The organism is Psychrobacillus sp. NPDC096389 (assembly GCF_044762855.1).
In the GTDB taxonomy this organism is placed as follows: Bacteria; Bacillota; Bacilli; order Bacillales_A; family Planococcaceae; genus Psychrobacillus.
On record NZ_JBIWFB010000010.1, the window covers coordinates 69522 to 93092 of the forward strand.

A 23571-nucleotide genomic window follows, 5' to 3' on the forward strand; every position below is an offset into this window, starting at 1 on the left:
CCTTTTACTTAGCTTGTCTTAAAAGTGAGTAATTATGAAAAGGACTTAATTGTGAGTGAGTGTTCACTACACTATTCAGTTTTCCTACTAGACAAATCATCCATAAACTTAAAGTAAGGAAGAAATATTCCAAGTAATGATACGGTACAAATAATCGATCCGATTAAAAAGTAAAGTGGTCGTATTCCCCACTGTTCACTTAAAATCCCTCCAACAAGTACACCTAGTGGCATTGCTCCTCGAATGATAAAAAGTCGGACAGATACGACTTTACCCATTAATTCATTGGGGACAGTTTGTTGAAATATGGTTATATTATGGACACCGAAAAAAGCCATCGCAATACCAGCAATTATCTCCGTCATTATGCCAAAAACAATGCTATAGTTAAATCCTAACGCAATAAATGTCAGACCCCCGATCACCAATGCACTCAACATTAAAACTCTACGACTCTTATATGTTATTTTCCCAACTAATATCGAGCCAATCACATAGCCAAGTGGAAAACTGGCCATAAAATAACCGTATTCAGCGTAGCTACCTGACAATTCTTTTGTTATATAAGGTAATGTAACTACCATTGTCACGCCTACTCCAAATTGGACGAATGCTAAAAAGATTCCTAACCATACAATAAGTCGTTGCTTAAAGAAAAAGGTAATGCCTTCCGAAAATTGTTCTAACCAAGATTTTCGAACACTGAAGGAAATTCTGTTTTCTCTAATAAATAATAATAGAGTACCGCTTGTAATTAATGTGCCACATACAAATAGCAAAGTAGGTATAACACCCATATATTCAATGACACCCCCTCCCAAAATCGGAGCTAGAAAAGTCATTAATCGAACGGTTCCATCTATAGAAGCATTCGCTTCCGTTAATTGGTCGTTCGATACAATTGTCGGGGTGATTGCTTGGTTAGCGGGTGTATAAATAGGTGTGATTAACCCCACCATAATTTGAACTGCATAAATATGCCACACTTCAAGATTTCCTGTAGCGAGTGATACAAGTGGTATAAGGAAGATTAACCCCCGCGTCCACTGTGAAAATACCATAATCCATTTTCGACTCCATCGATCGATAAAGGGACCAATAAATAATTGCAAAATGAGTGACGGTATAAAATATAGCAGCCACATACTACCTAATGCCATTGTCGAATCAGTAAGCTGATAAATTAGAATGGAGTTACAAAAAGTTCCAAATGGACCGCCTAATTCGGATATGACATTACCTATCCATATGATGAAAAAAGGACGGTTTTTCCATAAGGTGTTACTACTCCCGCTACTCATTGATTAAGGTAAAACTCCAATTCTTTTGAAAGCATACTAAGCGATTTTCTTTTAAGCGTATACTTTGCATCATTAATTTCGACTAGCTTTGCGGCTCTGAGTATTTTCAGATGATGATGGATAGTAGATTTACCTATGTTCAATTGCTCTGTGAGATCTTGTAATGTAAAATCTTGTTCATATAGCAACTTAACGATGCGAAGTCTGACTTCATCACCCAATGCTTTATGTTTTAATACTAAAAAATTATCGGGGGTGTACGGGTCATTCGGTGTTAAGCTTTCATTGGCAATAGGATAGTAAAATACTTTTGTGTCTTCTAAATCCGCTTCAATATTCCATGGACGATAAATATATTGTGGGATCAATAATACATGGGATACATTAAGTTCTGGTAAATACGTAATTCCACCTGTTGTCCATTCGACCAGTTCTTCTGCAGTCATTTTATCTGCCATCTTTTGCTTCATTTCATAATCATTTTGCAAAATAGTATGGACTTGCTCCACATCTTGCATAATAACCGCCTCATACCACCCAGTCATCACTTGGATCAAATGTTCTTTTAACCTTTTTCCGTTAGCCTGGCAAATGAATTCAATATAACTTGGAAAAAAGGAATTATCCTTGGTAATTTTCATCATTTCTTTCATCGCTAATGGATCGCCTAATGAGGCATTTCTTCTCAGTCCTTGATAACTGTTTCCGATAAAGGGCAAACATATAAATGTAAAATGTGGCATGGAAAGCCCTTGAATATAGTGCGTAAACTCCTTTAGATCGGTGAAATCTCGTTGATGGAGTAACTGCAATAAAGATTTCCACGTATTTTTGTTTTCTACATAGTCTAATTCAACTAATAGTTTCACGGGTAAAGATTCTTTAATTTCTTTCCAATAGTCCGCTGGTTTTTCCATCGTTTTCATCAGTGGCGTATTTGTAATCGCCGCAATTCCTAATGCACATTCCCATAAAACAGAGTATTTTAAATCGACTTTATATGTTTCTCTCTTCCTGCTTGTAAGATTTAAGACCTCCATTACAGCACCTCTTCTACAAATTCTATATACTCTGAATATATCATTCGATAAATATAGAATCAATAGAAGAGTTAATATTCAGATAAAAAAACTGCAGACAATCATCTTAATCAAATTGTCTACAGCTCATTTATCTTGTAGTTCCATTAATATTTAGCTTGATAACTTAATATGTACACCAAAATACACGATTAGCTGTTGGTTCGATGGCTGCTACTTTTATGAAGTTTATTAAGATATCCGTATCGCTTGCACCAATATATTCATTTCTGTCTACGTTATAATATTGAACTACCTCTACCTTGTAAAAGCCATTTTCTATTTCGATTTTATAGGTAGAGCAGTTTTGATCTGGTACTAATTCATCTTCAAACTGAGCAGCCATTGTAAGGCAGTCATAATCTACTAAATATAGTTTAGTGTCTGTTACTTTTAGATACCCTACCGCTTTCCTGAAGCAGTTATCAGTTATTTCTTCGGTAGAAAGATCAACGCTTACTTTCCATGAATGTTCAATTCCTTCTTCCGTCATTTGACACACTATAATATGACCTTGCTTCATCTCATCTCCGAAATGATCCAAAAGCATATCTAACTCCCAATCTTCATCTACAAAAGATCTATATCTTTCGGCGTTAGCTACCCCAATAAAATTAGTATCACCAAAATTCATCGTAAATCTCATTTTATCACCTTCAACACATTAAATTTTCTTCAGCTAAATAAAATAAATGCTTAGTTTATTTGGGATTCGTCACTATTCATAAACTAACGTATATCTCAAAAATCTAAATCACTTTCCTCTTGAAACTTACTATCCCATCCAATTCCAAACGTTCCACTTTTCCAATCGATTCCAAATACAATAACCGAGTAAGTGTAGCCATAAAAGAACTTAAATTGAAGATGATATTTACAGTACCATAAACTTCGTAACAGATTTGATTCGCTGTTTTGCCTTCAACTGTTAAGGACTGTAAAACTTGTTGTAGTCGATATTCATGTTTAGCAGACAGTTCGTTTATTCTCGCATGAAGATCAGGAATCAAGTCTCCATGACCTGGCAAAGTAATGTCGGCTGGATATTTTTCTAATTCCGCCAATGATAAAAAGTAGTCTTGCAATGGATTTCCTTCTTCTCCCGACCAGAGACCGATTACCGGACTAATTCTGTTTAATACATGATCTCCCATTATCATGATTTTCTTATTTTCATTGTAAAAGCAGAAATGGTCAGGTGCGTGACCTGGTGTCCAAATAGCTTCATATAATTCTTCTCCTAATGGAATATGCTGATGATTTTCGAAAAAACCATCCGGTTCGAAATCATAAATGTAATTATCTTCATTTATTTTATTTGGAAGAGCAACTCCCCCATGTTTAATAACTAAGCTGTTTAACCGATCTCTTCCATGGGAAACTCGATTTTTCTTCATTTCCTCATAGCCTAAATTGGAAACGATAACTGGTATCCCTACCTCCTGTTGAAACCATTTCGCAAGTCCAATATGATCTTGATGCGTATGTGTCAGAACGACTTTCTCTATGGTGATCCCGGATGATAAAACTTCTTTCCATCCATCTTTCGCCTCTTTTGAATCAGTCCCTGTATCAATCACGGTATAGCCATTTTTCCCTTCGATTAAATAGCAGTTCACCTCTCCCATTCCAGTAGGAAATTTAATTACTAGTTTATGTATACCATCTGCTACCTCTGTTAACATATTTCTTCCCCCTTTGTCGCTACTTACTTCAAAAACAATCTTCAGGCAACCAGCCCACCTCTCCATTTTCTTTCTTCACAAGCATATACCCGTCACATTCATTATCAACTCTCCATACCTTTTCTCCTTGTTTAACAGATAAAAAAGTTGTACTTACGTCCGTCTTGGAAAGTGGCATTTCATTCTCCCATTTTAAATATTCATTTTTAATCCATTGTTGTATCCCGAGATTCGTATTTTCACATAAAGTGAAATATGTCTCTTGTTGTATTATTTCTAAATCGTAATTTGGATATGTCACCGTTCCTACTCTATTCGTAGAATCGTTATATTCTTTTAATGCAATGATTTCGTTAGTTAATTCATCTACATATGTATGTGTATACCTTCCATTTTGGATAATAAGCGCATTTAGCTGACCATCTTTCTTAATCTGATTTCCTCCATCTAAAGCTATGATTTTTTTATCGAGGTCAATGATCGGATTATGGGAACTAACTTGATTTGCTCGGTAATTAACAACTGGCCAATGACCAACAATAACTGTTTTTTCTGCTTAATGACCTTGGTAATAAAATTCTTGTTTATACAAAGCTGTCTCTTCAGAAGTTTCTCTCCAACTTTCCTTGTTTTCAAGACCTGCATGAATGATAATAAAATCGTCCGTTTCATATGCAATGGGTAATGATTCTAACCAGTCTATTTCCTCTTGAAAATATTGGCGATAATAATAGCTAAGCTCTTCTAAATTTGTAAAATCATCTAAGGTTTTGCGATGTTTTGCTAGCATTTCGTTTAGAATAGAATGCTTTTGTCTATTCATGTAAGCAATGATCCCCTCACTCCCATGAAAAACATAGCGATGAACTACATCACAGTTGCCTTTTGTTACATAGACATTAGAAGAACATTCAGATAAATCTCTTACAAATTGCACTACTTCTAAACTATTTGGCCCTTTTTCACAAAGATCACCGTTGATAAATAAATAGTCTTCGTTTGTATAATCTACTTTTTGTAATAGATTTTTGAGTAGCTTTAGATTTGCGTGTATATCCGAAATTACTATCGCACGTTTTGTTTTATCTAATTGTAGTTTTCTTGATTCAATCATGAACTCAACTCCATACTATTATAATCTTACGAATATTATAGCAAAAAAAGTAATCAGCCATTTAATATATGGCCGATTACTTTTAACCGCATGTTAACACTACGCTGTGAAATGTTCTATCGATGTAAAGTTATGATTTAATAAGCTCTTCTTCCCATGCTGGTAACATTTTGTTTAATTGTTTGTCTTCACGGTATCCTAATACGTATTCCGCTTGCATCACTGTATGGATTTCACGTGTTCCTTCGTAAATGACTGGCGCTTTCGAATTACGTAGATAACGTTCTACTGGATATTCGTCGGAATAGCCATTTGCCCCATGAATTTGAACAGCATCATCTGCTGCTTGGTTGGCAAAATCACATGCTTGCCACTTTGCAAGAGACGTTTCTCGTGTATTTCGTTTTCCAGCGTTTTTCAGTTCCCCTGCACGATACACTAGTAAACTGCTCATTTGATATCCAGCTTCCATCTTAGCGATCATTTGTTGCACTAATTGATGTCTGCCAATCTCTTTCCCAAATGTTTCGCGTGTATGACAGTAGTTCACGCTAGCTTCCATACATGCCATAATTTGTCCTACTGCTCCTGCTGCTACGGTGAAGCGTCCATTATCAAGCGCTGCCATCGCAATTTTGAACCCTTCTCCTTCTTTACCAAGTAAGTTCTCTTTTGGTACTTTCACATTTTCGAAGAATAACTCGCCTGTATTACCAGCACGAATTCCTAATTTTCCTTTCGTTGCAATAGAAGAAAACCCTTCCCATGTGCGTTCCACAATAAAAGCAGAAATCGCTTTATGCTTTTCCGATTTGACTCCTGTATAAGCAAAGACTAAGAAGTGGTCTGCCACATCACATAGGGAAATCCATGCTTTTTGTCCATTTAAAATGTAGTGATCTCCATCTTTGACAGCAGTTGTTTCAAGTGCTGCCACATCAGACCCTGCTGCTGGTTCCGTTAAACCAAAGGCACCAATTTTATCCCCTTTTGCTTGAGGTACTAAATATTTCTGTTTCTGTTCTTCCGTTCCCCACTGTAAAAGCGTCAAGCTATTCAACCCGATGTGTACAGAAACCGCTGTACGGAAAGCTGTATCTCCACGCTCTAGCTCTTCACAGACGATAGCGAGTGAATTATAGTCCATCCCGCTACCACCGTATTGTTCTGGAATACACACACCCATAAAACCAAGATCTGCAAGTTTTTTATAAATCGCTGGATCTGATTTACCTGCACGATCCCATTCGCCAATATAAGGCATAATTTCTTTGTCAACAAATCCTCTTACCGTTTTACGTAACATGTTTTGTTCTGTTGAAAATGAAAAGTTCATCCTAAATCTCTCCTTTTTATTTGGTTGTTTGTGTCATACTTAAACGATTTAAAATTTCTTCATTATGCTCACCTGGATTAGGTGGATGACGCCTTATCTGAACCGGTGTTCGCGAAAGCTTAAGCGGACTTCCAATCAGTTTAATACGTCCAACTGTTGGATGTTCTTGCGTGATAAACATATTGCGTGCTTTTAGCTGTTTATCATTGACAACTTCCTCTAAATTTTGAATAGGGCCGCTTGGAATATTATTGTTTCTACACTGCTCCTGCCAATAGGCAGTCTCTTTTGTTAATAAAACAGCTTGCAGTAATGGAACTAGTTGATGTCTGTTTTTCACCCGGTTCGGATTCGTTTGAAAAAGTATATTTTGTGCGAATTCTGGTTTTCCAAGGACATCACAAAATGCTTTAAATTGGTGATCGTTTCCTATAGCAATAACCATTTCTCCATCTGAAGTTTGAAATGACTGATACGGAACAATATTGGCATGTGTATTCCCGAGCGCTTTCGGAACTTCTTCGTCCATTAAATAGTTGCTTCCGATATTTACTAGTGCACTAACTGCAGAATCATAAAGAGAAATATCCAACTTTTGTCCTTTGCCGGATTGTACGCGCTCTAGCAAAGCAGCTTGAATTCCAACACATGCATACAAGCCAGTCAAAACGTCTACGATGGCGACACCTGTCTTTTGAGGTCCTGATTCTTTTGTGCCGGTGATGCTCATTAGTCCACTCATCGCTTGAATAATAAAGTCATATCCTGGCATATGTCTAGCCGGTCCTGTTTCTCCAAAACCTGTAATAGAACAATAAACAATCCGCGGATTTAGTTCGGCTAACACGTCATACCCTAAGCCGAAGCGATCCATGGTGCCAGTTTTAAAGTTATTAATAATTACATCACTTTCTTGCACCAACTTTTTAATAATTTCAACGCCAGCTTGTGATTTTAAGTCTAAAGTAATTGCCTTCTTGTTTCGATTAGAACATAGATAGTAAGCGCTTACTTCCTCTTTAAATGGCGGACCCCATTTACGTGTTTCATCACTCCCGCCAGGCGCCTCTACCTTGATGACTTCTGCACCTAAATCCCCCAAAATCATCGTACAATAAGGGCCAGCAAGCACACGGGACAAATCTAAGATTTTAATATTAGCAAGTGCTCCCGTCATGTAAACAATCACACCTTTCCACTAGTCAATACAAAAAAGCCAATTCAAAAAGACTACAGACTCGCTGTAAATCAAGTTGAACTGGCTTATTATCTGCGGTAAAAAATCCCGGTAAGAATTTTTGACAGATTAGGCAGTATTGACTTTTCTATTGGTTTTACATAATTGGTCATGGAAATGAACGTTTGAGCGTTTCGACATGACTTATTATTCTCATTTTAGTACATACAAACAAGTTTGTAAACACACTAATCTAAATTTTCCGAAAAATAATTATTTTTTCTCGGCTATGTATAACTCATAATGTTTATTTAAATCTTTCAGTGCCGAAATAAGCGCGTTTCCCGCCTTGCCTAAGTAATGATTTTTAATACTTGCGAGCGGCTGATCAATGCCATCTTGTAAACTATGTCCTCTCAACAGTTGTTGAACAAAGGCGCGTCCATGTTCCGTAGCTAATGTACAACTAGCGGCAACAATCACTCCATATTTTTTATCGATTTCAGCTGTTATTGTCAGCGTTTCATAGATGTTTTGGGCCGCCATCCCTGCTGGTAATCTTGCATGCCCTGCAATAAAAACTGTATTCATATGTCTTCGTATCCCCTTCTGTCTACAAGCTTCCTATTATAATGTATAAGTCTGTTCATTGTTAATAATAGCCAATGTTTGATGGTCCTCCCATTTCCCATTAATACGAACATTTTCTTTGGCGATCCCTTCTTTATGAAACCCAGCTTTTTCTAACACTTTAATAGAACCTAGATTATGAGGCATCACTCCTGCTTCAATGCGATGTAGATTTAACTGATTAAATGCGAAATCTACAGCTTGTCTTACAGCTTCGGTCATATATCCTTTTCCATTTTGTACTTTGTCTAAAGAATATCCTATCCAACAACTTTGTAAATCCCCACGTAATACTTCAGATAACGTCACATTACCTATTAACTGTTCTGTTTCGGTAAGAAAAATACCAAATGAATAGAAAGTATCTTGCTCCGCACGTGAAATACTCTTTTCAATCCGCTCTATTTGTCTCTCTATCGTAAAGAACTCATCTTCTTTTAAAGGTGAGTATAATTGGAAGAACTCTCTATTTTCTAATTCTAGTTTTAGTAAAGCCTCTGCATCAGACACTTGTAATAGTCTAATAAATATCGCTTGTTTATCCTCCAAATTTCTTCCTCCTCAAAAATAAAAAATCACAGGAAACACCTATGATTTTAAATAGCAACTAATTTTATCTTTCACAGGAAAGATTTTTTCATAATTATCCCTAAGCTCTCTAACTATTTCAATAGTAACAAAATTTCATCAATTTCACAATGTTACTTCTTGCTTTTCAAGAAAATCATTCTACTTCATTAACATTTTGCAAATACATTGGGAACTTTTCACCTTCTCCATTTACAATAAGACTCCCCTTAACAGTAAACCTTGGTTTTACTAGCCGTTCTTTTATTTTATTGAACGTAGGCATCCTTTTTCTCAGTTTTTCTTTCTATTTTATATAAGCTAACTGTGTTCGATTCTTTAATAGGGACACTTAATGCTACATAGTCATTGAATATAGCATAATCATCGAATTCAGGCACTTCAATAGTGTGAAATTTTCCATCTATTAAATCTATATAAGCTAAAATCGAAGGTTGGCCTTCATTAAGTAACTGTGAAAATATCTTATTATTTGTTAGCGTGACATTTAATGAAAATTCGTAAGGAACGATATACTCCCCAATTTTGACATCTCTGTACACATCATATACAAAAAACTTCACTTTTTTTTGCTTATTAATTGAAAGCTGCTCTGGAATAACAAGCAAACCATTTTTGAAAGAAGCTTTACTATTAGCACCTTCACCAACTAATTCGTGCACGACTGTTTCTTTTAACGTTTCTAAGTCAAGAATTCGATAACTTGGTACAACCCCTTGTTCACCAAAAGACAAACGAGCTAAATAATCACCATCTAGCTGAAGATCCGCTTGAAGCGTGTCATCCATTATAAATGTCTCGTTACTATCACGATTTAATATGTGAATCGATGCATGACCATTATCAATTTCCATATATAATTCATACCAAACTAGCCATTTTTCGTTTAACACTACTTCCGTAATCACAACATGTTCTTTAGAAGCCACTAATAGTTTCTCTTGATTTGTTGCTAGTGAATATGTATAAATTGCCTTATTATCTGTGTAAATCATTGCATCGGTTTGCTCATCATAAGTAGCATTTATCAGTTTCGAGTAGCCATGACCTTCTACTATCACTTTCTTTAATTGTCCTTCTTTAATCTGGCTACTGATACTAGCCTGTTCTTGCCAGTCACTTACATATGGAAAGCTTAAAACAACCGAGAGCACAATAATGGCTGCGCCGACCGACATCGGTTTAAACAATCGCTTTTGTCGCAAATCTCTCGGAGAAACTCGATCCCTTGCTTCTATTAAAATTTCCCGCTTTTTATCTTCTGATAACGTAATATGTTCTGGAATTGATGAATCTAACTTGCCTTTAATATCTTGCTGCATGATCGAATCCCTCCTCAGCAAATGCCAGATTAATCTTTTTTCTTCCTCTTGCTAGTCGTGTCTTCACCGTATTAGTAGAACAACTCAAAATCTTGCTAATCTCCATTACTGAAAGCTCCGCATAATAGTAAAGCCATAGTACTTCCCGATATTTCCTAGGCAATATCTTAATAGCCTCCGCAATTTCACTACTCTTTTCTCTCGCAATGATGCTATCTTCAGGAGTTGATTGATGTATTAGTAAATGATTAAAAAAGTTTGATATTTCCACTTTTCGATAGGACCAGCTTTTAAAATAGTTGTGGCATTCATTCACGGTGATACGATATAGATATGTTTTAACACTATAACGTCCTTTAAAATTATCCATATTTATGTAATAACGAATAAATACTTCTTGGACAATATCTTCGGCTTTCGTTTCTTCTTTTACAAATGAATAAGCAAGTCGTATTAAGTAATGGCCGTATTCATTCATCGCTTGCCCAAGCAAACGATCTTTTTCTTGCCTATCCAATTCTTCCCCTCCATTCTTTTGCTACTTGTTAGACAAAACAATCGTCCATTCGGTTTCAAATAATAGAAATCTTTTCTATTTGTGGAGTCCAAGACACTTTCAGATCATTCATACCTTAATCCATCTGAAATGTCCTCTATTTTTTCCCATTCGATTACTATAATTTCTTGCTTATTCTTCTTAATGATCTTTTCACTAGTAAGTTTTTCAATTACTCGATTTAAATGCCGCGTAGTTGTTCCTATTAATGAAGCTATTTCTGCACTATTTGTCGTATGAATCTCCTTTCCAAAACTTACGCCATTACTAACCGTACACAAATAACTCGCAAATCTCGTTTCTACGGAAGCTAGTAGATTAATGCGAGATGCAGTTGTACATGTTTGTAGTTTGTACGTCGTATGGACTAAGAGTTGTTGTAAAAAAGCTGTATCTTTCATTAATTGACTGTATATGTATGTTTTATGAAGGAATATAAAATCCGTTTCTTCTGCTGCAGTTACTTGGGATTGAATGGGCACCTTTTGGACTAATTCAATATCACCCATGATGGAAATGGCTGAACAAAAACGAAGCAGCAATGCTTTTCCTGTAATGACACTTGTAGTGATTTTCGTTCGACCGGAAACTTGCATATACAAACCATCAATTTCTTCCCCTTCTGCGAGGACTACTTCGTTACGACTATATCGTCTTATCTGAAAAGGATGTCGTTCATTAGTAAAAATATTTTTCAAATCTTTGTGGTTCAAATAATTGGTTAAAAGTAGATTATCTAGTATTATTTGCATCATAAAAACTCCTTTAGGGACATATGTCCTTTTTATTATATCGAAAAATCACTATTATTAAGTGAGTGAAAGGATGGAGAGCGATGAAATTTATTTTTGATCTAGATGGTACCATTTGTTTTAAGGGACAACCTTTATGTGAAGAAATAACGGAGGCATTACAATACTGTCGCCATATGGGACACGAAGTTATTTTTGCTTCTGCAAGACCAATTCGTGACTTACTTCCTGTACTTCCGCAAGAAATGCATATGTATCCCATGATTGGCGGAAATGGGGCGTTTGTTGCGATGGATGGAAAAGTTACACATCTAACATCGTTTGATAATCAAATCAAAACAGAAATAGAACAAATTATAAAGGAATTTCAATTAACCTATTTAATCGATGGCGATTGGGATTATGCATATACGGGAAGTATGGAACATCCTATTTATCGAAATCTAGATCCTGATCAGTTAGCCAAAAATATTTCGATACATAAGATTAAAGAAATGATTAAAGTTGTACTATTTCCCAACGAACGGACAAGTGAAATATTATCTCGATTAAACTTGCTTCAAGTTAGAACTTACACTCATGGACATGAGAATATTTTAGACATTAGTCCACTTGGCGTTGATAAATGGGCTGGCTTGCAAAAATTAAATGTGAAGGACCTGGAATTTATCGCTTTTGGGAACGATGCAAATGATATAGCTATGTTTCAATTTGCCAAAGAAGCGGTCTGTGTCGGTGCTCATGAAGAATTGAAAGAAGTTTCGACGATTGTTGTGGAAAGTAACGCGGAGGCAGTAGCGAATATGATAATTAATCTTAGTGATCAGTACGCATGTAAGAAAGCAATGGAAGTATAAAGTTTATCCTTTTATTCATACTCTAAGATCATTTATATTACTTTTAATTTCTTCTGTATTTACCTCTCGTTATTTGTTAAAGTCTACTAGAATCAAATATATTTTTTCTTATAATAGGAGGCTTGATTTTGGAACATTTCTTTTTATATATTTGTATTATATTGGTGGCATCTATTTTACAAACAAGTACTGGTTTTGGGTTTTCAATCATAGCCACCCCTTTTTTATTGATGCTATTTAAACCTCAAGAAGCTATCCAAATCAATATTATTCTTTCATTAATCATCTCTAGTGCTTTAATAATGAAAATTAAAAAGGATATTGATATACATTTATTGAAAAAATTAGTTTTAGGAAGTATTATTGGTATTCCATTCGGTGGCTTAGTTTATTTATCTATTAACATCAGTACTTTTAAAATAATCATTAGTATCATTTTATTGATCTTAACTTTACTGTTAATTTTCAACATCAGATTTAAATCAACTACCCCAAGAGACTATATTATTGGTGGAATATCTGGTCTTTTAACAATAAGTATTGGTATGCCCGGACCACCATTGTTACTATATTTTGCTGGGACAAATACTGGAAAAGAAAGAACAAGAGCCACAACACTAGCATTTTATTTATTTATATATTTCGTTAGCCTTGTTTCTCAGATGATTTTAACTGGAACAGATTCGGGTATTTGGTCTTCAAGTTTGTATGCCATTCCCGCTGTATTTATCGGATTGATAGTTGGACAAGTTCTCTTTAAACATCTTAATCAAAAAGCATTTGGAATTTTTACGTATATCCTTTTAGGGAGTACAGGGGTTTTCTTGTTATTAAATACTATTTTATTTCATTAACATTAGTGGATCATGCAGTTCTAAGTTAGTATCATATTACAGACTTTTTTGTTTTAGATTTTCCTATTGATGAAAGGCGTGCTTTTTCCAATTGAATATGCATGTAATACGTGGAATTGCTTGAAGCCTTCTCCTCAATTAAGCTCCATAGCCTTTAAAATATCTCCTAAAAACTAAACAAATGAATTAGACAAATTTTTTTCATTTTCATAAGATGAACTATCTCGTTTTAGGAGGTGCATGAGATGAATTACGGTTGTAATCTTTGCGGTCCTGGATTTGTTGGTCCGGTCAATACTGGTCCAGGTTATGTTCGACCTAGATATGGTTTAGGATTCGCTTTACTCGTCGTTCTATTTATTCTTTTAATCATTATTGGAGCTAGTTTCTTAAACTTCGGTGGTGAGCGTTGTTAATCTTTAGCACAACGGAGACAGGTCAAAGAAACCTGTCTCTTTTCTCCGTTTTATATTGTAAATTTCGAACCACTAAGATAAACCTAATTAAAATGTTGTATACAAAACTGGACAGAATGAGGATAATGCGCTTTAAATAGTGACGATTTAAAAATGCGCAACATAGTAGCTGTTACTCGCAACATTGAAGGGCATATGAGTAACATTCCACTTCATACACGCAACTTTAAAAGCCATTAGCGCAACATTAAAAAAAGGTGTCACCGACATCGTCTTCTCATGGTAAGCGAACTTGGTGTTATAGTAATTAGTTGCTTTCAATAATTAGTTGGTTTCTTTAAGCTATTTAGTGGATTTTCTATATCTGAAAAAATATTCACATTTTTATAATAGTGTAGTTTGATAAGCTATAAAAAAACTGTAGACAGCCCCTCAAAATCAGAGTGTCTACAGGTTCATTATGCTAAACGCTTTTTAGCTTCTTCTATTTGAATGGCAACCTGCTCGAATCCAGTTCCACCAAGCGAATTTCTTCTTCTAACTGCAGCGAGCGGTGACAATACATCGTAAATATCCGACTCTATTAAGCTACTTGCTTCTTGTAAATCTTCAAGCGGCAAATCTAATAAGAAATAGCCTCTTTGGATACATAGGAATACTAACTTTCCTGTCACTTCATGTGCTTCACGGAATGGAAGTCCTTTTGCCGCGAGATAATCTGCAAGTTCCGTCGCATTGGAGAAATCTTTGTGTACAGTATCGTGGAGGCGTTCTTTATGAACAGTCATTGTGCGAACCATACCTTCAAAGATTTTCAATGATCCAACAATAGTATGTACCGTATCGAACATACCTTCTTTGTCTTCTTGCATGTCTTTGTTATAAGCAAGTGGCAATCCTTTAATAACTGTAAGTAAGCCCATTAAATTTCCGTATACGCGGCCTGTTTTTCCGCGGATCAACTCGGCCATATCTGGATTTTTCTTTTGTGGCATAATACTAGAGCCAGTGGAAAATGAATCATCCAACTCAATAAAGTTAAACTCCGAGCTTGACCATAAAATGATTTCTTCCGCAAATCGCGATAAATGTGCCATAAGCATAGAAGAATTACTTAAAAATTCGACGATAAAATCACGGTCACTTACAGCATCCATGCTATTTGCATAGACGTTCGCAAAGCCTAAATACTCCGCCGATAGTTTGCGATCAATTGGAAAAGTTGTTCCTGCTAGTGCCCCTGCTCCAAGTGGAGAAATATCGATACGTTTAATCGAATCTTTAAAGCGATCTTTGTCCCGATCAAGCATCCAGAAATACGCCATTAAATGATGGGCAAATGAAATTGGCTGCGCACGTTGTAAGTGTGTATATCCTGGTGCAAGGGTTTCTACATGCGTTTCTGCTTGGCTAATCAACGTTTGTTGGAAAAGTTCGATTAACTCGATGATTTCTCCTACTCTATTTTTCAAAAATAAGTGCATATCCGTTGCTACTTGATCGTTACGACTACGCCCCGTATGCAGTTTCCCGCCAACAGGTCCAATCAGATCAATGAGCATTTTTTCTAAATTTAAATGAATATCTTCATTTGCCACTAGAAACTCTAATGCATTATCTGCTGCTAGTTTCTTTAATTGCTCTAAACCACCTAGAATTTGCTCCACGTCTTCTTGGGGCAATATTTGACATGCCCCAAGCATTTTCACGTGTGCAACGCTACCTTCTAAATCTTCCATTACTAATGTCTGATCAAAACCGATGGAAGCTCCAAATTCATCTACCCATTGTTCGGCAGATTTTTGGAATCTTCCTCCCCAAAGCTTGGTCATGCTTTCACCTTCTCCGCTTGCTGGTTCACCATCGCATGAACTTTTGTTGGAAGCCCCCAAAGCTCGATGAATCCAACTGCTGAAGCATGGTTAAATTCGTCCTCTGCTGTGTAAGTCGCAAGTTTTTCATTGTATAAAGAGTTCGGTGATTTACGTCCTTCAACAATGGCATGACCTTTAAATAATTTCACGCGAACTGTACCGTTCACATATACTTGTGTTTCTTTTAAGAATGCTTCAAGAGCAGTTCTAAGTGGAGAGAACCAAAGTCCTTCATAAATAAGTTCAGTCAATTTTTTCTCCATTACTGGTTTGAAATGAGCCAATTCTTTTACTAGCGTGATATCTTCTAATTCTTTATGTGCTAATAATAAAGTGTGGGCACCAGGAATTTCATACACCTCACGTGATTTAATACCAACGAGACGGTTTTCTACATGATCGATACGTCCAACACCATGCTTACCTGCTAAATCATTCAATTTTAAAATTAATTCATAAAGTTTGTATTCCACACCGTCAAGCGCAACTGGAACACCATTTTTAAATTCGATTTCAATAACATCTGCAACGTCTGGTGCATTTTCTAATGACACCGTTAAATCATACGCGTCTTCTGGTGGTGCTGCCCAAGGATCTTCTAAAATACCACACTCGTTTGCACGCCCCCATAGATTCTGGTCAATTGAGAACGGGCTATCTAAGTTAATGGGAATTGGAATATTCTTTTCTTTTGCATAAGCAATCTCTTCTTCACGGCTCCAGCTCCATTCACGAACCGGTGCAATAACTTCTAGATTAGGATTTAGTGCATTGATCGAAACTTCAAAACGAACTTGGTCATTCCCTTTACCCGTACAACCATGTGCTACTGCAGTTGCCCCAGTTTGTTCCGCGATTTCTACTAGCTTTTTAGAGATTAACGGTCGAGATAATGCAGAAACAAGCGGATATTTATTCTCATACCAAGTATGTGCTTGTAATGAGATTAATGCATATTCATTCGCAAACTCTTCTCTTGCATCAATCATATAACTTTCACTTGCCCCAACTTGTAGTGCTTTGTTTTTGACAAATTCTAAGTCTTTCCCTTCGCCAACATCTAGACATACCGCTACTACTTCATATCCTTGTTCTTTTAACCAAGTAATTGCAACCGATGTATCTAGTCCACCTGAATATGCTAAAACGACTTTTTTATTCATTTTGTATTCCTCCGATGTATGTTTATACGTTAATTTAGTATTAATATACATAATGTATCATGGTAAGTGTATAAATACAACAGAAAATTTATAATTATAAGCAAAATTTTCATTGGACAGACAGATTAATTGATTCTCATAAGTGAAAGAAAGATAATGGTAAAAAGGAGTGTGTTCAATGAGTCAATTATTTTCACCTATTACATTAAAAGGGCTACCATTAAAAAATAGAGTCGTAATGCCCCCTATGTGCCAATATTCTGTAGAAGCTAAAGATGGTACCCCGACGGATTGGCATTTTGTTCATTATGTTTCTAGAGCAGTTGGTGGAACCGGGCTTGTTATCGTAGAAATGACCGATATCGAACCTGATGGCAGAATAACCGATTTTGATTTAGGATTATGGTCAGACGAGCAAATTCCCGCGTATGAGCGAATCGTGAAAGAAGTGCATAAATACGGGGCAAAAATAGGTATACAAATCGCCCATGCCGGAAGGAAAGCAGAAGATGCAAATCCACCTGTTAGCTCTTCCAGCATTCCTGTAACTACGGACTGGAAAGTACCAAGAGCACTTTCTACTGAAGAAGTAAAAGAAATGGTAGTTAAATATAAAGATGCGACAAAACGAGCAATTGCTGCTGGATTTGATACGATCGAACTTCACGGTGCGCACGGCTATTTAATCCATCAATTCCATTCACCAGCGCTTAATAATCGAACAGATGAATATGGAAAAGACTTATCAAAATTCGGAGTAGAAATTATACAAGCAGTACGTAGTGTTATGCCAGAAGAAATGCCACTTCTTTTCCGTATTTCTGCAATTGAATATATGGATGGCGGCTATGATTTAGATCATTCACTAGAAATTGCTAAAAAATATAAAGAGGCTGGCGTAGATGTTTTCCATGTTTCGAGTGGCGGTGAAGGTCCTGCTGGGAAGATAAAACCTGCGAACACGCCTGGATATCAGGTTTCATTCGCACGTGCTTATAAAGAGGCGTTAGATGTGCCTGTCATTGCAGTTGGAATTTTAGAAGACGTGGCTTTGGCAGAGCAAACCATTGCAAATGGAGATGCAGAGCTTGTTGCAGTTGGTCGTGGAATGTTGAAGGATCCATACTGGGCGCTTCATGCGGAAGAAACAATAACGGGTAATGTTACACCACCCGAACAGTACAAAAGAGGGTTTTAAAAAATAATATACAGTGATACTTATAATATATTAGTCCACCTGAAAGCGCAGGTGGACTTTTTGGCATGTGTATAACCTTTTCAAGTAATATAAGAGTGATATTTATTGTTTAAAAAGTGGTATAGAGATAATGCGGCATAAGTTTGCTACATATTCCATGTCCTACCACCAATAAACTATGTTTTTAACGGGTTTTACTATTACATATACCCAGTAGGGTATTGAAAGCAACTATATCAAGTATAAGAGCAACCAAATTTCCCGCGAAAGCAACTAATTCTTAAAACAACTCTTTACTTGTAGGGAGACAAGCATGATTATGACCTATAATAGGAATAGTATGTCTTAAAAACTGACAAGCACTATACGAACTTAGAAGAAAGTAGCTCGACAAATCGATTGCCTAGTTCAGAAGTAGAAGCTACCCCGCCCAAATCAGGCGTAAGACTTTCCTTATCTAATAAGATTTCTTTTATCGTGGATAAAATGGCTTCTCCCCACTTTTTTTCTCCAAAATAGTCCATCATTTGGCTGACCGACCAGATGGCAGCAATTGGATTCGCAATCCCTTTCCCCGAAATATCTGGGGCAGATCCGTGCACAGGTTCAAACATGGAAGGATATTTTCGTTCTGGATTAATATTCGCTCCTGTAGCTAAACCCATTCCTCCTGTAATTGCGGCACCAATATCCGTTAATATATCTCCAAATAAATTTGAAGTAACTACTACTTCAAAACGTTCTGGTTCTGCAACAAAGTATAAGCTCGCCGCATCGACAAGATAAGAATATGTTTGGACATCCGGATATTCTTTTCCTACTTCGGTGAAAACTTCATCCCAGAATACCATGGAATAATTCAGTGCATTCCCTTTGCTAACGCTCGTCAATGTTCGATTGGATTTTCTTGCTTCTTCATATGCATAGCGAATAATTCTCTCTGTCCCTTTACGAGAAAAGACACCCGTTTGCAAGACGACTTCCTCAGGCTTGCCTTTGAACAACCAGTCTCCTGCCCCCGCATACTCCCCTTCACTGTTTTCACGAATGACAAGAAAGTCGATTTCTTTTGCCGTTTTATCTTTTAGTGGTGTCAGTGTTGGATTCAACAGCGTAATCGGTCGGATATTGACATACTGATCGAATTCTTTTCTTATTCGTAGGAGTAGGTCCCATAAGGAGATATGATCAGGGACCCCCGGATAACCTACAGCTCCTAAATAGATTGCATCAAATTCTTTCAACTGTTCAATTCCGTCGTCATCCATCATCTTTCCGTTCTCTAAATAATACTCGCATCCCCACGGAAACTCTGTGAAAGAAAAAGACAAGTTGGGATCTATCTTCTCTATTGCTTTTAATACTTTTACACCTTCTGCAACTACTTCTGGACCGATTCCATCTCCCGGTATAAGAGCTATCTTAAATGATTTCATCTTTTCCTCCTGAATATTTTGCCATTTCTTTCACACTTTGTAACCTTAAGAGCGCTTCTGAGTTTGCAATAACCGATAACTCTTCTCCTTCTATTGCTTTTCGTAAGTTCTCTGCGATCACAACAGATGTCTTTTTGGCAGCTTCGAGACTGATGCCACCGATATGCGGGGTCATAATAATTTCATCTACTTCCAAAAAAGGATGATTTTTTGCCGGCGGTTCAACTGCAAATACATCTACTCCTGCTCGCAACAATTGTTTGTTTTTTAAGGCGAAAACTAGATCCTGCTCATTGATAATTCCACCGCGTGCCGTATTAATCAAAACTGAGGATGGCTTCATTACGCTAAACAATTTCTTGTCAATTAACTCTTTCGTATGCGCAGTTAGCGGGATATGAAGGCTGATTGCATCACTGCGTTTAAATACTTCTTCTATAGAAGTCGTTAGTTCAACCCCTAAAGAATTCGCAAGTGATTGTCTGTCTTCTGAAATCGTTCGAACATAGGCAACAATATTCATATCAAAACCATTTTTTAATATTTTTGCTACTGTTTGAGCAATAGATCCAAAACCAACAAGTCCAAGCGTTTTACCGTTTAATTCGGTTGTATATCTTCCATCCCTGAAGGAAAAATTTCCTTTTTTCATTTGCACATGAAAACTATTAATATCTTTCATAACAGCTAGGAGCAAAGCGACGGCATGTTCTGCAGTTGCTTCGCTATTCATTTTTGGTGCATGCAAAACTTTAATCCCTTTTTTAGTAGCATAGTCCACGTCAATATTATCCAGTCCAATACCTGCTCCTGAAATGGCTTTTACATGTTCACATTGATCTAATATGGCAGGAGTGATTTTCGCAGGTGCTCTCAAAATAATTCCATCCACTATATTCTGTTGCAAATACGATATAAGCTCCTGCTCATTAAACGTTTGAAATACTTTTACATCCGCAAATTCTCTTAACTTTTCTTCCCCAAGAGGATGATACATTGGCAGTATTTGAACGATATGTAAAGACATTCAGTCCCACCTTTCTAGTAATCCATTTTCACTACGGGTAAATCCAATCTATTACTGTAAATTTTCCACGATTGTCGTAATACCTTGACCTCCACCAATACAAAGCGTGACAAGCCCGTATTTTGAGCCCCTACGAGCCATTTCATGGAGCAATTTCGTCATTAGTATTGCACCAGTAGCGCCAATTGGATGGCCAAGTGCAATCGCGCCGCCATTCACGTTTACTTTATCGATGTCCATACCTGAAGCCTTAATAACCGATAATGCTTGTGCAGAAAATGCTTCATTTAACTCAATTAAATCAATATCATCGATTGTTAGACCGCATTGTTTCAAAGCTTTCTGTGTCGAAGTGACCGGTCCGATTCCCATTATTTCAGGAGATACAGCACTTACTGCTTGTGCAATAATTTTTGCTTTAGGCTTTAATCCATATTCGTTCATTTTATCTTCAGACATCATGAGAACGACGGATGCGCCATCATTTCTCCCACTTGAATTCCCAGCAGTGACAGATCCCCCTTTTTTAAAGACAGCGCGAAGATTTGCCATTTGTTCTTCCGTTGACTTTCTTGGATGTTCGTCCACTTCAAATGTCACGGTACTTTTTCTACCTTTGATTTCAAAAGGAACAATTTCATCTTTAAATCTGCCTTCGTTAATAGCAGTTTCCGCAAGAAGTTGACTTCTCATTGCAAATTTATCTTGTTCTTCTCGTGAAATATGGTATTCTTCTGCTAGATTTTCAGCGGTGTATCCCATTGTCAATTCCCCATATTTTTCAGATGGCTGTGAACGAGGTTGACTTTCTGTATTCGGATCCAACAGTAGTCCGTTCCCCGCACCTAAACCATATCGTGCATTTCGGATATAAAATGGTGCAGTGCTCATACTTTCTGCACCACCAGCAATGACCACATCGGATAATCCTAAGCGGATTTGTTGGTCTGCGTTATTAATCGCCTGCAAGCCGGAGCCACATTGTCGATGTACGGTATAACCTGGAACTGTTATCGGTAACTCTGCTCTAAGTAGCGCTAGTCGTGCTAAATTCGACGTATCCGCACTTTGTTTTGCTTGGCCTAAAATCACTTCATCTACATCGATATCTTTATTCGTCCTTTCTAACAATTCCCTAATAACCTTTTCTGCCAAATGATCTACAGGGATGTCCTTTAAAGCACCACCCATTTTGCCAATAGCCGTTCTGACAGCTTCCACAATATAAACATTCCGCATTTCTTCACAGCCCCTTATTTGCATAATCACGTTTTAGCTCACTAGCTATGATGTTTCGTTGAATCTCAGAAGTACCTTCATAAACTTTTGTAATTCGAGCATCACGGTAATATCTTTCAATTGGATAATCTTTCATATATCCAATTCCCCCGTGTATTTGCAAGGCGATATCAGCCACATTGTTATATACTTCAGACGCAAAAAGCTTGGCAATTGCTGCTTCTTTTACAACGCGCATTTTCTGATCTGTCATCCACGCCACACGATATGTCATGGAACGAAGCACTTCAATTTGCATGCTGATTTCAGCAAGCATATGTTGTACTGCCTGAATATCTACTATTTTTTGACCAAATTGTTCCCGTTCATGAGCATATTCAAGCGAATGTTCTAGCAATCTAACACATGAACCCAAGTTTCTTGCAGCTAAACCTGCGCGACCATTGGCCAGTATTTTCAGTGCATTAATATATCCCGAACCTTCCACACCTAGAACGTTTTCGGATGGGACTTCCATATTATCGAAAAACAGTTCCGCAGAATGGGAACCTCTTAATCCCATTTTCTGTTCAACAGCCCCCAAAATAAATCCTGGCGTATCTTTTTCCACAATAAAAGAAGTGATTCCTTTTGCTCCTTTTGAGCTGTCCGTTACAGCCATAACAGTAAAAACATGTCCGGCTACAGCATTTGTTATATAATGCTTAGAACCATTAATGACATATTTATCACCCTTTTTTACTGCAGTCGTTTTTAAATTAGATGCATTGGATCCTGCACTTGGCTCCGTTAACGCAAAAGCACCGACCCATTCACCAGAAGCCATCTTCGGTAAAAATTTCTTTTTTTGCGCTTCTGTCCCAAGCTCCACAATTCCCACCGTTCCTATCCCCGTATGGGCACCGATGAGCGTTGTAAAGCCATTATGAGTTTTCCCAAGTTCTTCATAAATGGCACATTTTCCAACCATATCTAGCCCTAGTCCACCATACTCTTCTGGGATTCCAAGGCTAAATAAACCCATTTCTTTAGACATTTCTACAATTTTTAGAGGAATTTCATCTTCTTCTTCGATAATCTTTGCGACTGGTTCTACTTCTTCTCGCACGAACTTTCTTACATTTTTTCTTAAAAAGTTTATATCTTCCGTGAAAGTGAAATCCATCTCCATCTCTCCCTTTATCGATTGGTAAAATTAGCATTTCTTTTTTCTAGAAATGCAAGTGTGCCTTCTTTTTTATCTTCTGTATTAAAAACAACTGCTTGTGATAATTTCTCGATCCACATAGCTGTCTCCGAATCCACATCATATCCTTTATGAACAGCTAGTTTGACGAGTTTTATTGCAACCGGTCCTTTTTTCATAACGTCTGCAGCAACTTTTTTGGCTGTGTCAACAAGCCCTTCTTCATCTGTTAAATAGGTTACTAAACCAACTCGCTCCGCTTGTTCTCCGTCTATTATTTTTCCAGTTAAGATCATATCAAGTGCTCTACCTTTGCCAATTATTCTAGAGAGTCTTTGCGTTCCACCCGCTCCGGGAATAATACCTAAATTTAGTTCCGGTAAACCAAACTTTGCTTTTTTAGTCGCTATTCGAATATCGCAAGCGAGTGCGAGTTCACATCCGCCACCAAGGGCATAACCCGTTACGGCTGCTATGGTCACTTTCGAACACCCCTCAATTTTCGAGTACAATCCCTGCATTCCAGGAATTAGTGCTTCCAGCGCATGCCGATCATGAAGTTGTTTAATATCCGCCCCTGCGGCAAATGATTTACCACCGGCTCCCTGTAGAACAATTACTCGTATTTCAGTGTCCGTTTCAGCGTCGGTAAAGGCTGCATCGATTTCCGCTAACGTGTTGGCATCTAGTGCATTTCTTGTTTCTGGACGATTAAGTGTGAGCCACATAATTCCTGCTTCTTTTTCCACTAGAAGATTACTGAAATTTCCCATTCTCCGCC

At 37.1% G+C, this 23571-nt stretch carries 24 protein-coding genes; 4 read left to right on the forward strand and 20 right to left on the reverse strand.

Annotated features, from left to right (window positions below):
* Positions 1-71 precede the first annotated feature (71 nt).
* The 13 genes from ACIQ38_RS19685 to ACIQ38_RS19745 form a co-directional block, all read right to left on the reverse strand.
* Positions 72-1301, reverse strand: a complete 1230-nt coding sequence (locus tag ACIQ38_RS19685; RefSeq protein WP_402827177.1) for an MFS transporter — start codon at positions 1299-1301, stop codon at positions 72-74.
* Complete coding sequence (locus ACIQ38_RS19690) at positions 1298-2341, reverse strand: ArsR/SmtB family transcription factor (RefSeq protein ID WP_402827180.1); 1044 nt, start codon at positions 2339-2341, stop codon at positions 1298-1300. The genes ACIQ38_RS19685 and ACIQ38_RS19690 overlap by 4 nt, the downstream gene beginning before the upstream one ends.
* Before the next feature lie 166 nt (positions 2342-2507).
* On the reverse strand, positions 2508-3014 hold the full coding sequence (locus ACIQ38_RS19695) for a hypothetical protein (RefSeq protein ID WP_402827183.1): 507 nt from the start codon (positions 3012-3014) through the stop codon (positions 2508-2510).
* A 115-nt stretch (positions 3015-3129) separates the two neighbouring features.
* Positions 3130-4065 carry an MBL fold metallo-hydrolase gene (locus ACIQ38_RS19700; protein WP_402827186.1) on the reverse strand — a complete coding sequence of 312 codons (936 nt, stop codon included), beginning with the start codon at positions 4063-4065 and terminating at the stop codon, positions 3130-3132.
* A 28-nt stretch (positions 4066-4093) separates the two neighbouring features.
* Complete coding sequence (locus tag ACIQ38_RS19705; protein ID WP_402827189.1) at positions 4094-4366, reverse strand: hypothetical protein; 273 nt, start codon at positions 4364-4366, stop codon at positions 4094-4096.
* Positions 4367-4621: 255 nt separating this feature from the next.
* On the reverse strand, positions 4622-5179 hold the full coding sequence (locus ACIQ38_RS19710; protein WP_402827192.1) for a metallophosphoesterase: 558 nt from the start codon (positions 5177-5179) through the stop codon (positions 4622-4624).
* A 130-nt stretch (positions 5180-5309) separates the two neighbouring features.
* A complete protein-coding gene (locus ACIQ38_RS19715; protein WP_402827195.1) occupies positions 5310-6515 on the reverse strand; it encodes an acyl-CoA dehydrogenase family protein in 1206 nt (401 codons plus the stop codon).
* A gap of 16 nt (positions 6516-6531) precedes the next feature.
* Positions 6532-7692: a CaiB/BaiF CoA transferase family protein gene (locus ACIQ38_RS19720; RefSeq protein WP_402827197.1), complete on the reverse strand. Its 1161-nt coding sequence runs from the start codon at positions 7690-7692 to the stop codon at positions 6532-6534.
* A 273-nt stretch (positions 7693-7965) separates the two neighbouring features.
* Complete coding sequence (locus tag ACIQ38_RS19725) at positions 7966-8283, reverse strand: DUF3870 domain-containing protein (RefSeq protein ID WP_402827200.1); 318 nt, start codon at positions 8281-8283, stop codon at positions 7966-7968.
* Positions 8284-8319: 36 nt separating this feature from the next.
* Positions 8320-8871 carry a GNAT family N-acetyltransferase gene (locus ACIQ38_RS19730; RefSeq protein WP_402827203.1) on the reverse strand — a complete coding sequence of 184 codons (552 nt, stop codon included), beginning with the start codon at positions 8869-8871 and terminating at the stop codon, positions 8320-8322.
* A gap of 287 nt (positions 8872-9158) precedes the next feature.
* A complete protein-coding gene (locus ACIQ38_RS19735; protein ID WP_402827206.1) occupies positions 9159-10232 on the reverse strand; it encodes a hypothetical protein in 1074 nt (357 codons plus the stop codon).
* Entirely contained in the window at positions 10216-10749 is a 534-nt protein-coding gene (locus ACIQ38_RS19740; protein ID WP_402827209.1) for a sigma-70 family RNA polymerase sigma factor, read from the reverse strand. The genes ACIQ38_RS19735 and ACIQ38_RS19740 overlap by 17 nt, the downstream gene beginning before the upstream one ends.
* 104 nt (positions 10750-10853) lie before the next feature.
* Positions 10854-11540, reverse strand: a complete 687-nt coding sequence (locus ACIQ38_RS19745) for a Crp/Fnr family transcriptional regulator (RefSeq protein ID WP_402827212.1) — start codon at positions 11538-11540, stop codon at positions 10854-10856.
* An 83-nt stretch (positions 11541-11623) separates the two neighbouring features.
* On the opposite strand from ACIQ38_RS19745, the gene ACIQ38_RS19750 reads away from it, so the two are divergent.
* The 3 genes from ACIQ38_RS19750 (at position 11624) to ACIQ38_RS19760 (ending at position 13667) form a co-directional block, all read left to right on the forward strand.
* Entirely contained in the window at positions 11624-12397 is a 774-nt protein-coding gene (locus tag ACIQ38_RS19750) for an HAD-IIB family hydrolase (RefSeq protein WP_402827215.1), read from the forward strand.
* 128 nt (positions 12398-12525) lie between these two features.
* On the forward strand, positions 12526-13251 hold the full coding sequence (locus ACIQ38_RS19755) for a sulfite exporter TauE/SafE family protein (RefSeq protein WP_402827218.1): 726 nt from the start codon (positions 12526-12528) through the stop codon (positions 13249-13251).
* Between the two features lie 245 nt (positions 13252-13496).
* Positions 13497-13667 carry a YjcZ family sporulation protein gene (locus ACIQ38_RS19760; protein ID WP_402827220.1) on the forward strand — a complete coding sequence of 57 codons (171 nt, stop codon included), beginning with the start codon at positions 13497-13499 and terminating at the stop codon, positions 13665-13667.
* Between the two features lie 458 nt (positions 13668-14125).
* On the opposite strand, the gene argH is transcribed toward ACIQ38_RS19760, so the two are convergent.
* Both argH and ACIQ38_RS19770 read right to left on the reverse strand, forming a co-directional pair.
* Positions 14126-15499, reverse strand: coding sequence for an argininosuccinate lyase (gene argH, locus ACIQ38_RS19765; RefSeq protein WP_402827223.1), 1374 nt, complete (start codon positions 15497-15499; stop codon positions 14126-14128).
* A complete protein-coding gene (locus ACIQ38_RS19770) occupies positions 15496-16704 on the reverse strand; it encodes an argininosuccinate synthase (protein ID WP_402827226.1) in 1209 nt (402 codons plus the stop codon). Before ACIQ38_RS19770 ends, argH begins: the two co-directional genes overlap by 4 nt.
* 178 nt (positions 16705-16882) lie before the next feature.
* Between ACIQ38_RS19770 and ACIQ38_RS19775 the strand changes: the two genes are divergently transcribed.
* The gene (locus ACIQ38_RS19775; protein WP_402827229.1) at positions 16883-17902 is read left to right on the forward strand and encodes an NADH:flavin oxidoreductase/NADH oxidase; all 1020 of its coding nucleotides are present in this window, start codon (positions 16883-16885) and stop codon (positions 17900-17902) included.
* Positions 17903-18264: 362 nt separating this feature from the next.
* Here the strand turns inward: ACIQ38_RS19775 and ACIQ38_RS19780 are convergent, their stop codons facing one another.
* From ACIQ38_RS19780 to ACIQ38_RS19800, 5 genes are read right to left on the reverse strand one after another with little or no spacing between them, the layout of a single operon-like run.
* Positions 18265-19338, reverse strand: coding sequence for a tartrate dehydrogenase (locus ACIQ38_RS19780; protein ID WP_402827232.1), 1074 nt, complete (start codon positions 19336-19338; stop codon positions 18265-18267).
* On the reverse strand, positions 19325-20365 hold the full coding sequence (locus ACIQ38_RS19785; protein WP_402827235.1) for an NAD(P)-dependent oxidoreductase: 1041 nt from the start codon (positions 20363-20365) through the stop codon (positions 19325-19327). The genes ACIQ38_RS19780 and ACIQ38_RS19785 overlap by 14 nt, the downstream gene beginning before the upstream one ends.
* 51 nt (positions 20366-20416) lie before the next feature.
* The gene (locus ACIQ38_RS19790) at positions 20417-21604 is read right to left on the reverse strand and encodes a thiolase family protein (protein WP_402827238.1); all 1188 of its coding nucleotides are present in this window, start codon (positions 21602-21604) and stop codon (positions 20417-20419) included.
* Positions 21605-21608: 4 nt separating this feature from the next.
* On the reverse strand, positions 21609-22769 hold the full coding sequence (locus tag ACIQ38_RS19795; RefSeq protein WP_402827241.1) for an acyl-CoA dehydrogenase family protein: 1161 nt from the start codon (positions 22767-22769) through the stop codon (positions 21609-21611).
* Positions 22770-22783: 14 nt separating this feature from the next.
* The gene (locus ACIQ38_RS19800) at positions 22784-23563 is read right to left on the reverse strand and encodes an enoyl-CoA hydratase/isomerase family protein (RefSeq protein WP_402827244.1); all 780 of its coding nucleotides are present in this window, start codon (positions 23561-23563) and stop codon (positions 22784-22786) included.
* Between the last annotated feature and the right edge of the window lie 8 nt (positions 23564-23571).

Coding starts and splice junctions, on each gene's coding strand:
- ACIQ38_RS19700 (WP_402827186.1), bottom strand. CDS start 4,065: ATGTTAACAGAGGTAGCAGATGGTATACATAAACTAGTAATTAAATTT.
- argH (WP_402827223.1), bottom strand. CDS start 15,499: ATGACCAAGCTTTGGGGAGGAAGATTCCAAAAATCTGCCGAACAATGG.
- ACIQ38_RS19745 (WP_402827212.1), bottom strand. CDS start 11,540: ATGCAAATAATACTAGATAATCTACTTTTAACCAATTATTTGAACCAC.
- ACIQ38_RS19750 (WP_402827215.1), top strand. CDS start 11,624: ATGAAATTTATTTTTGATCTAGATGGTACCATTTGTTTTAAGGGACAA.
- ACIQ38_RS19735 (WP_402827206.1), bottom strand. CDS start 10,232: ATGCAGCAAGATATTAAAGGCAAGTTAGATTCATCAATTCCAGAACAT.
- ACIQ38_RS19770 (WP_402827226.1), bottom strand. CDS start 16,704: ATGAATAAAAAAGTCGTTTTAGCATATTCAGGTGGACTAGATACATCG.
- ACIQ38_RS19785 (WP_402827235.1), bottom strand. CDS start 20,365: ATGTCTTTACATATCGTTCAAATACTGCCAATGTATCATCCTCTTGGG.
- ACIQ38_RS19790 (WP_402827238.1), bottom strand. CDS start 21,604: ATGCGGAATGTTTATATTGTGGAAGCTGTCAGAACGGCTATTGGCAAA.
- ACIQ38_RS19725 (WP_402827200.1), bottom strand. CDS start 8,283: ATGAATACAGTTTTTATTGCAGGGCATGCAAGATTACCAGCAGGGATG.
- ACIQ38_RS19720 (WP_402827197.1), bottom strand. CDS start 7,692: ATGACGGGAGCACTTGCTAATATTAAAATCTTAGATTTGTCCCGTGTG.
- ACIQ38_RS19795 (WP_402827241.1), bottom strand. CDS start 22,769: ATGGATTTCACTTTCACGGAAGATATAAACTTTTTAAGAAAAAATGTA.
- ACIQ38_RS19695 (WP_402827183.1), bottom strand. CDS start 3,014: ATGAATTTTGGTGATACTAATTTTATTGGGGTAGCTAACGCCGAAAGA.
- ACIQ38_RS19780 (WP_402827232.1), bottom strand. CDS start 19,338: ATGAAATCATTTAAGATAGCTCTTATACCGGGAGATGGAATCGGTCCA.
- ACIQ38_RS19760 (WP_402827220.1), top strand. CDS start 13,497: ATGAATTACGGTTGTAATCTTTGCGGTCCTGGATTTGTTGGTCCGGTC.
- ACIQ38_RS19685 (WP_402827177.1), bottom strand. CDS start 1,301: ATGAGTAGCGGGAGTAGTAACACCTTATGGAAAAACCGTCCTTTTTTC.
- ACIQ38_RS19800 (WP_402827244.1), bottom strand. CDS start 23,563: ATGGGAAATTTCAGTAATCTTCTAGTGGAAAAAGAAGCAGGAATTATG.
- ACIQ38_RS19775 (WP_402827229.1), top strand. CDS start 16,883: ATGAGTCAATTATTTTCACCTATTACATTAAAAGGGCTACCATTAAAA.
- ACIQ38_RS19715 (WP_402827195.1), bottom strand. CDS start 6,515: ATGAACTTTTCATTTTCAACAGAACAAAACATGTTACGTAAAACGGTA.
- ACIQ38_RS19690 (WP_402827180.1), bottom strand. CDS start 2,341: ATGGAGGTCTTAAATCTTACAAGCAGGAAGAGAGAAACATATAAAGTC.
- ACIQ38_RS19710 (WP_402827192.1), bottom strand. CDS start 5,179: ATGATTGAATCAAGAAAACTACAATTAGATAAAACAAAACGTGCGATA.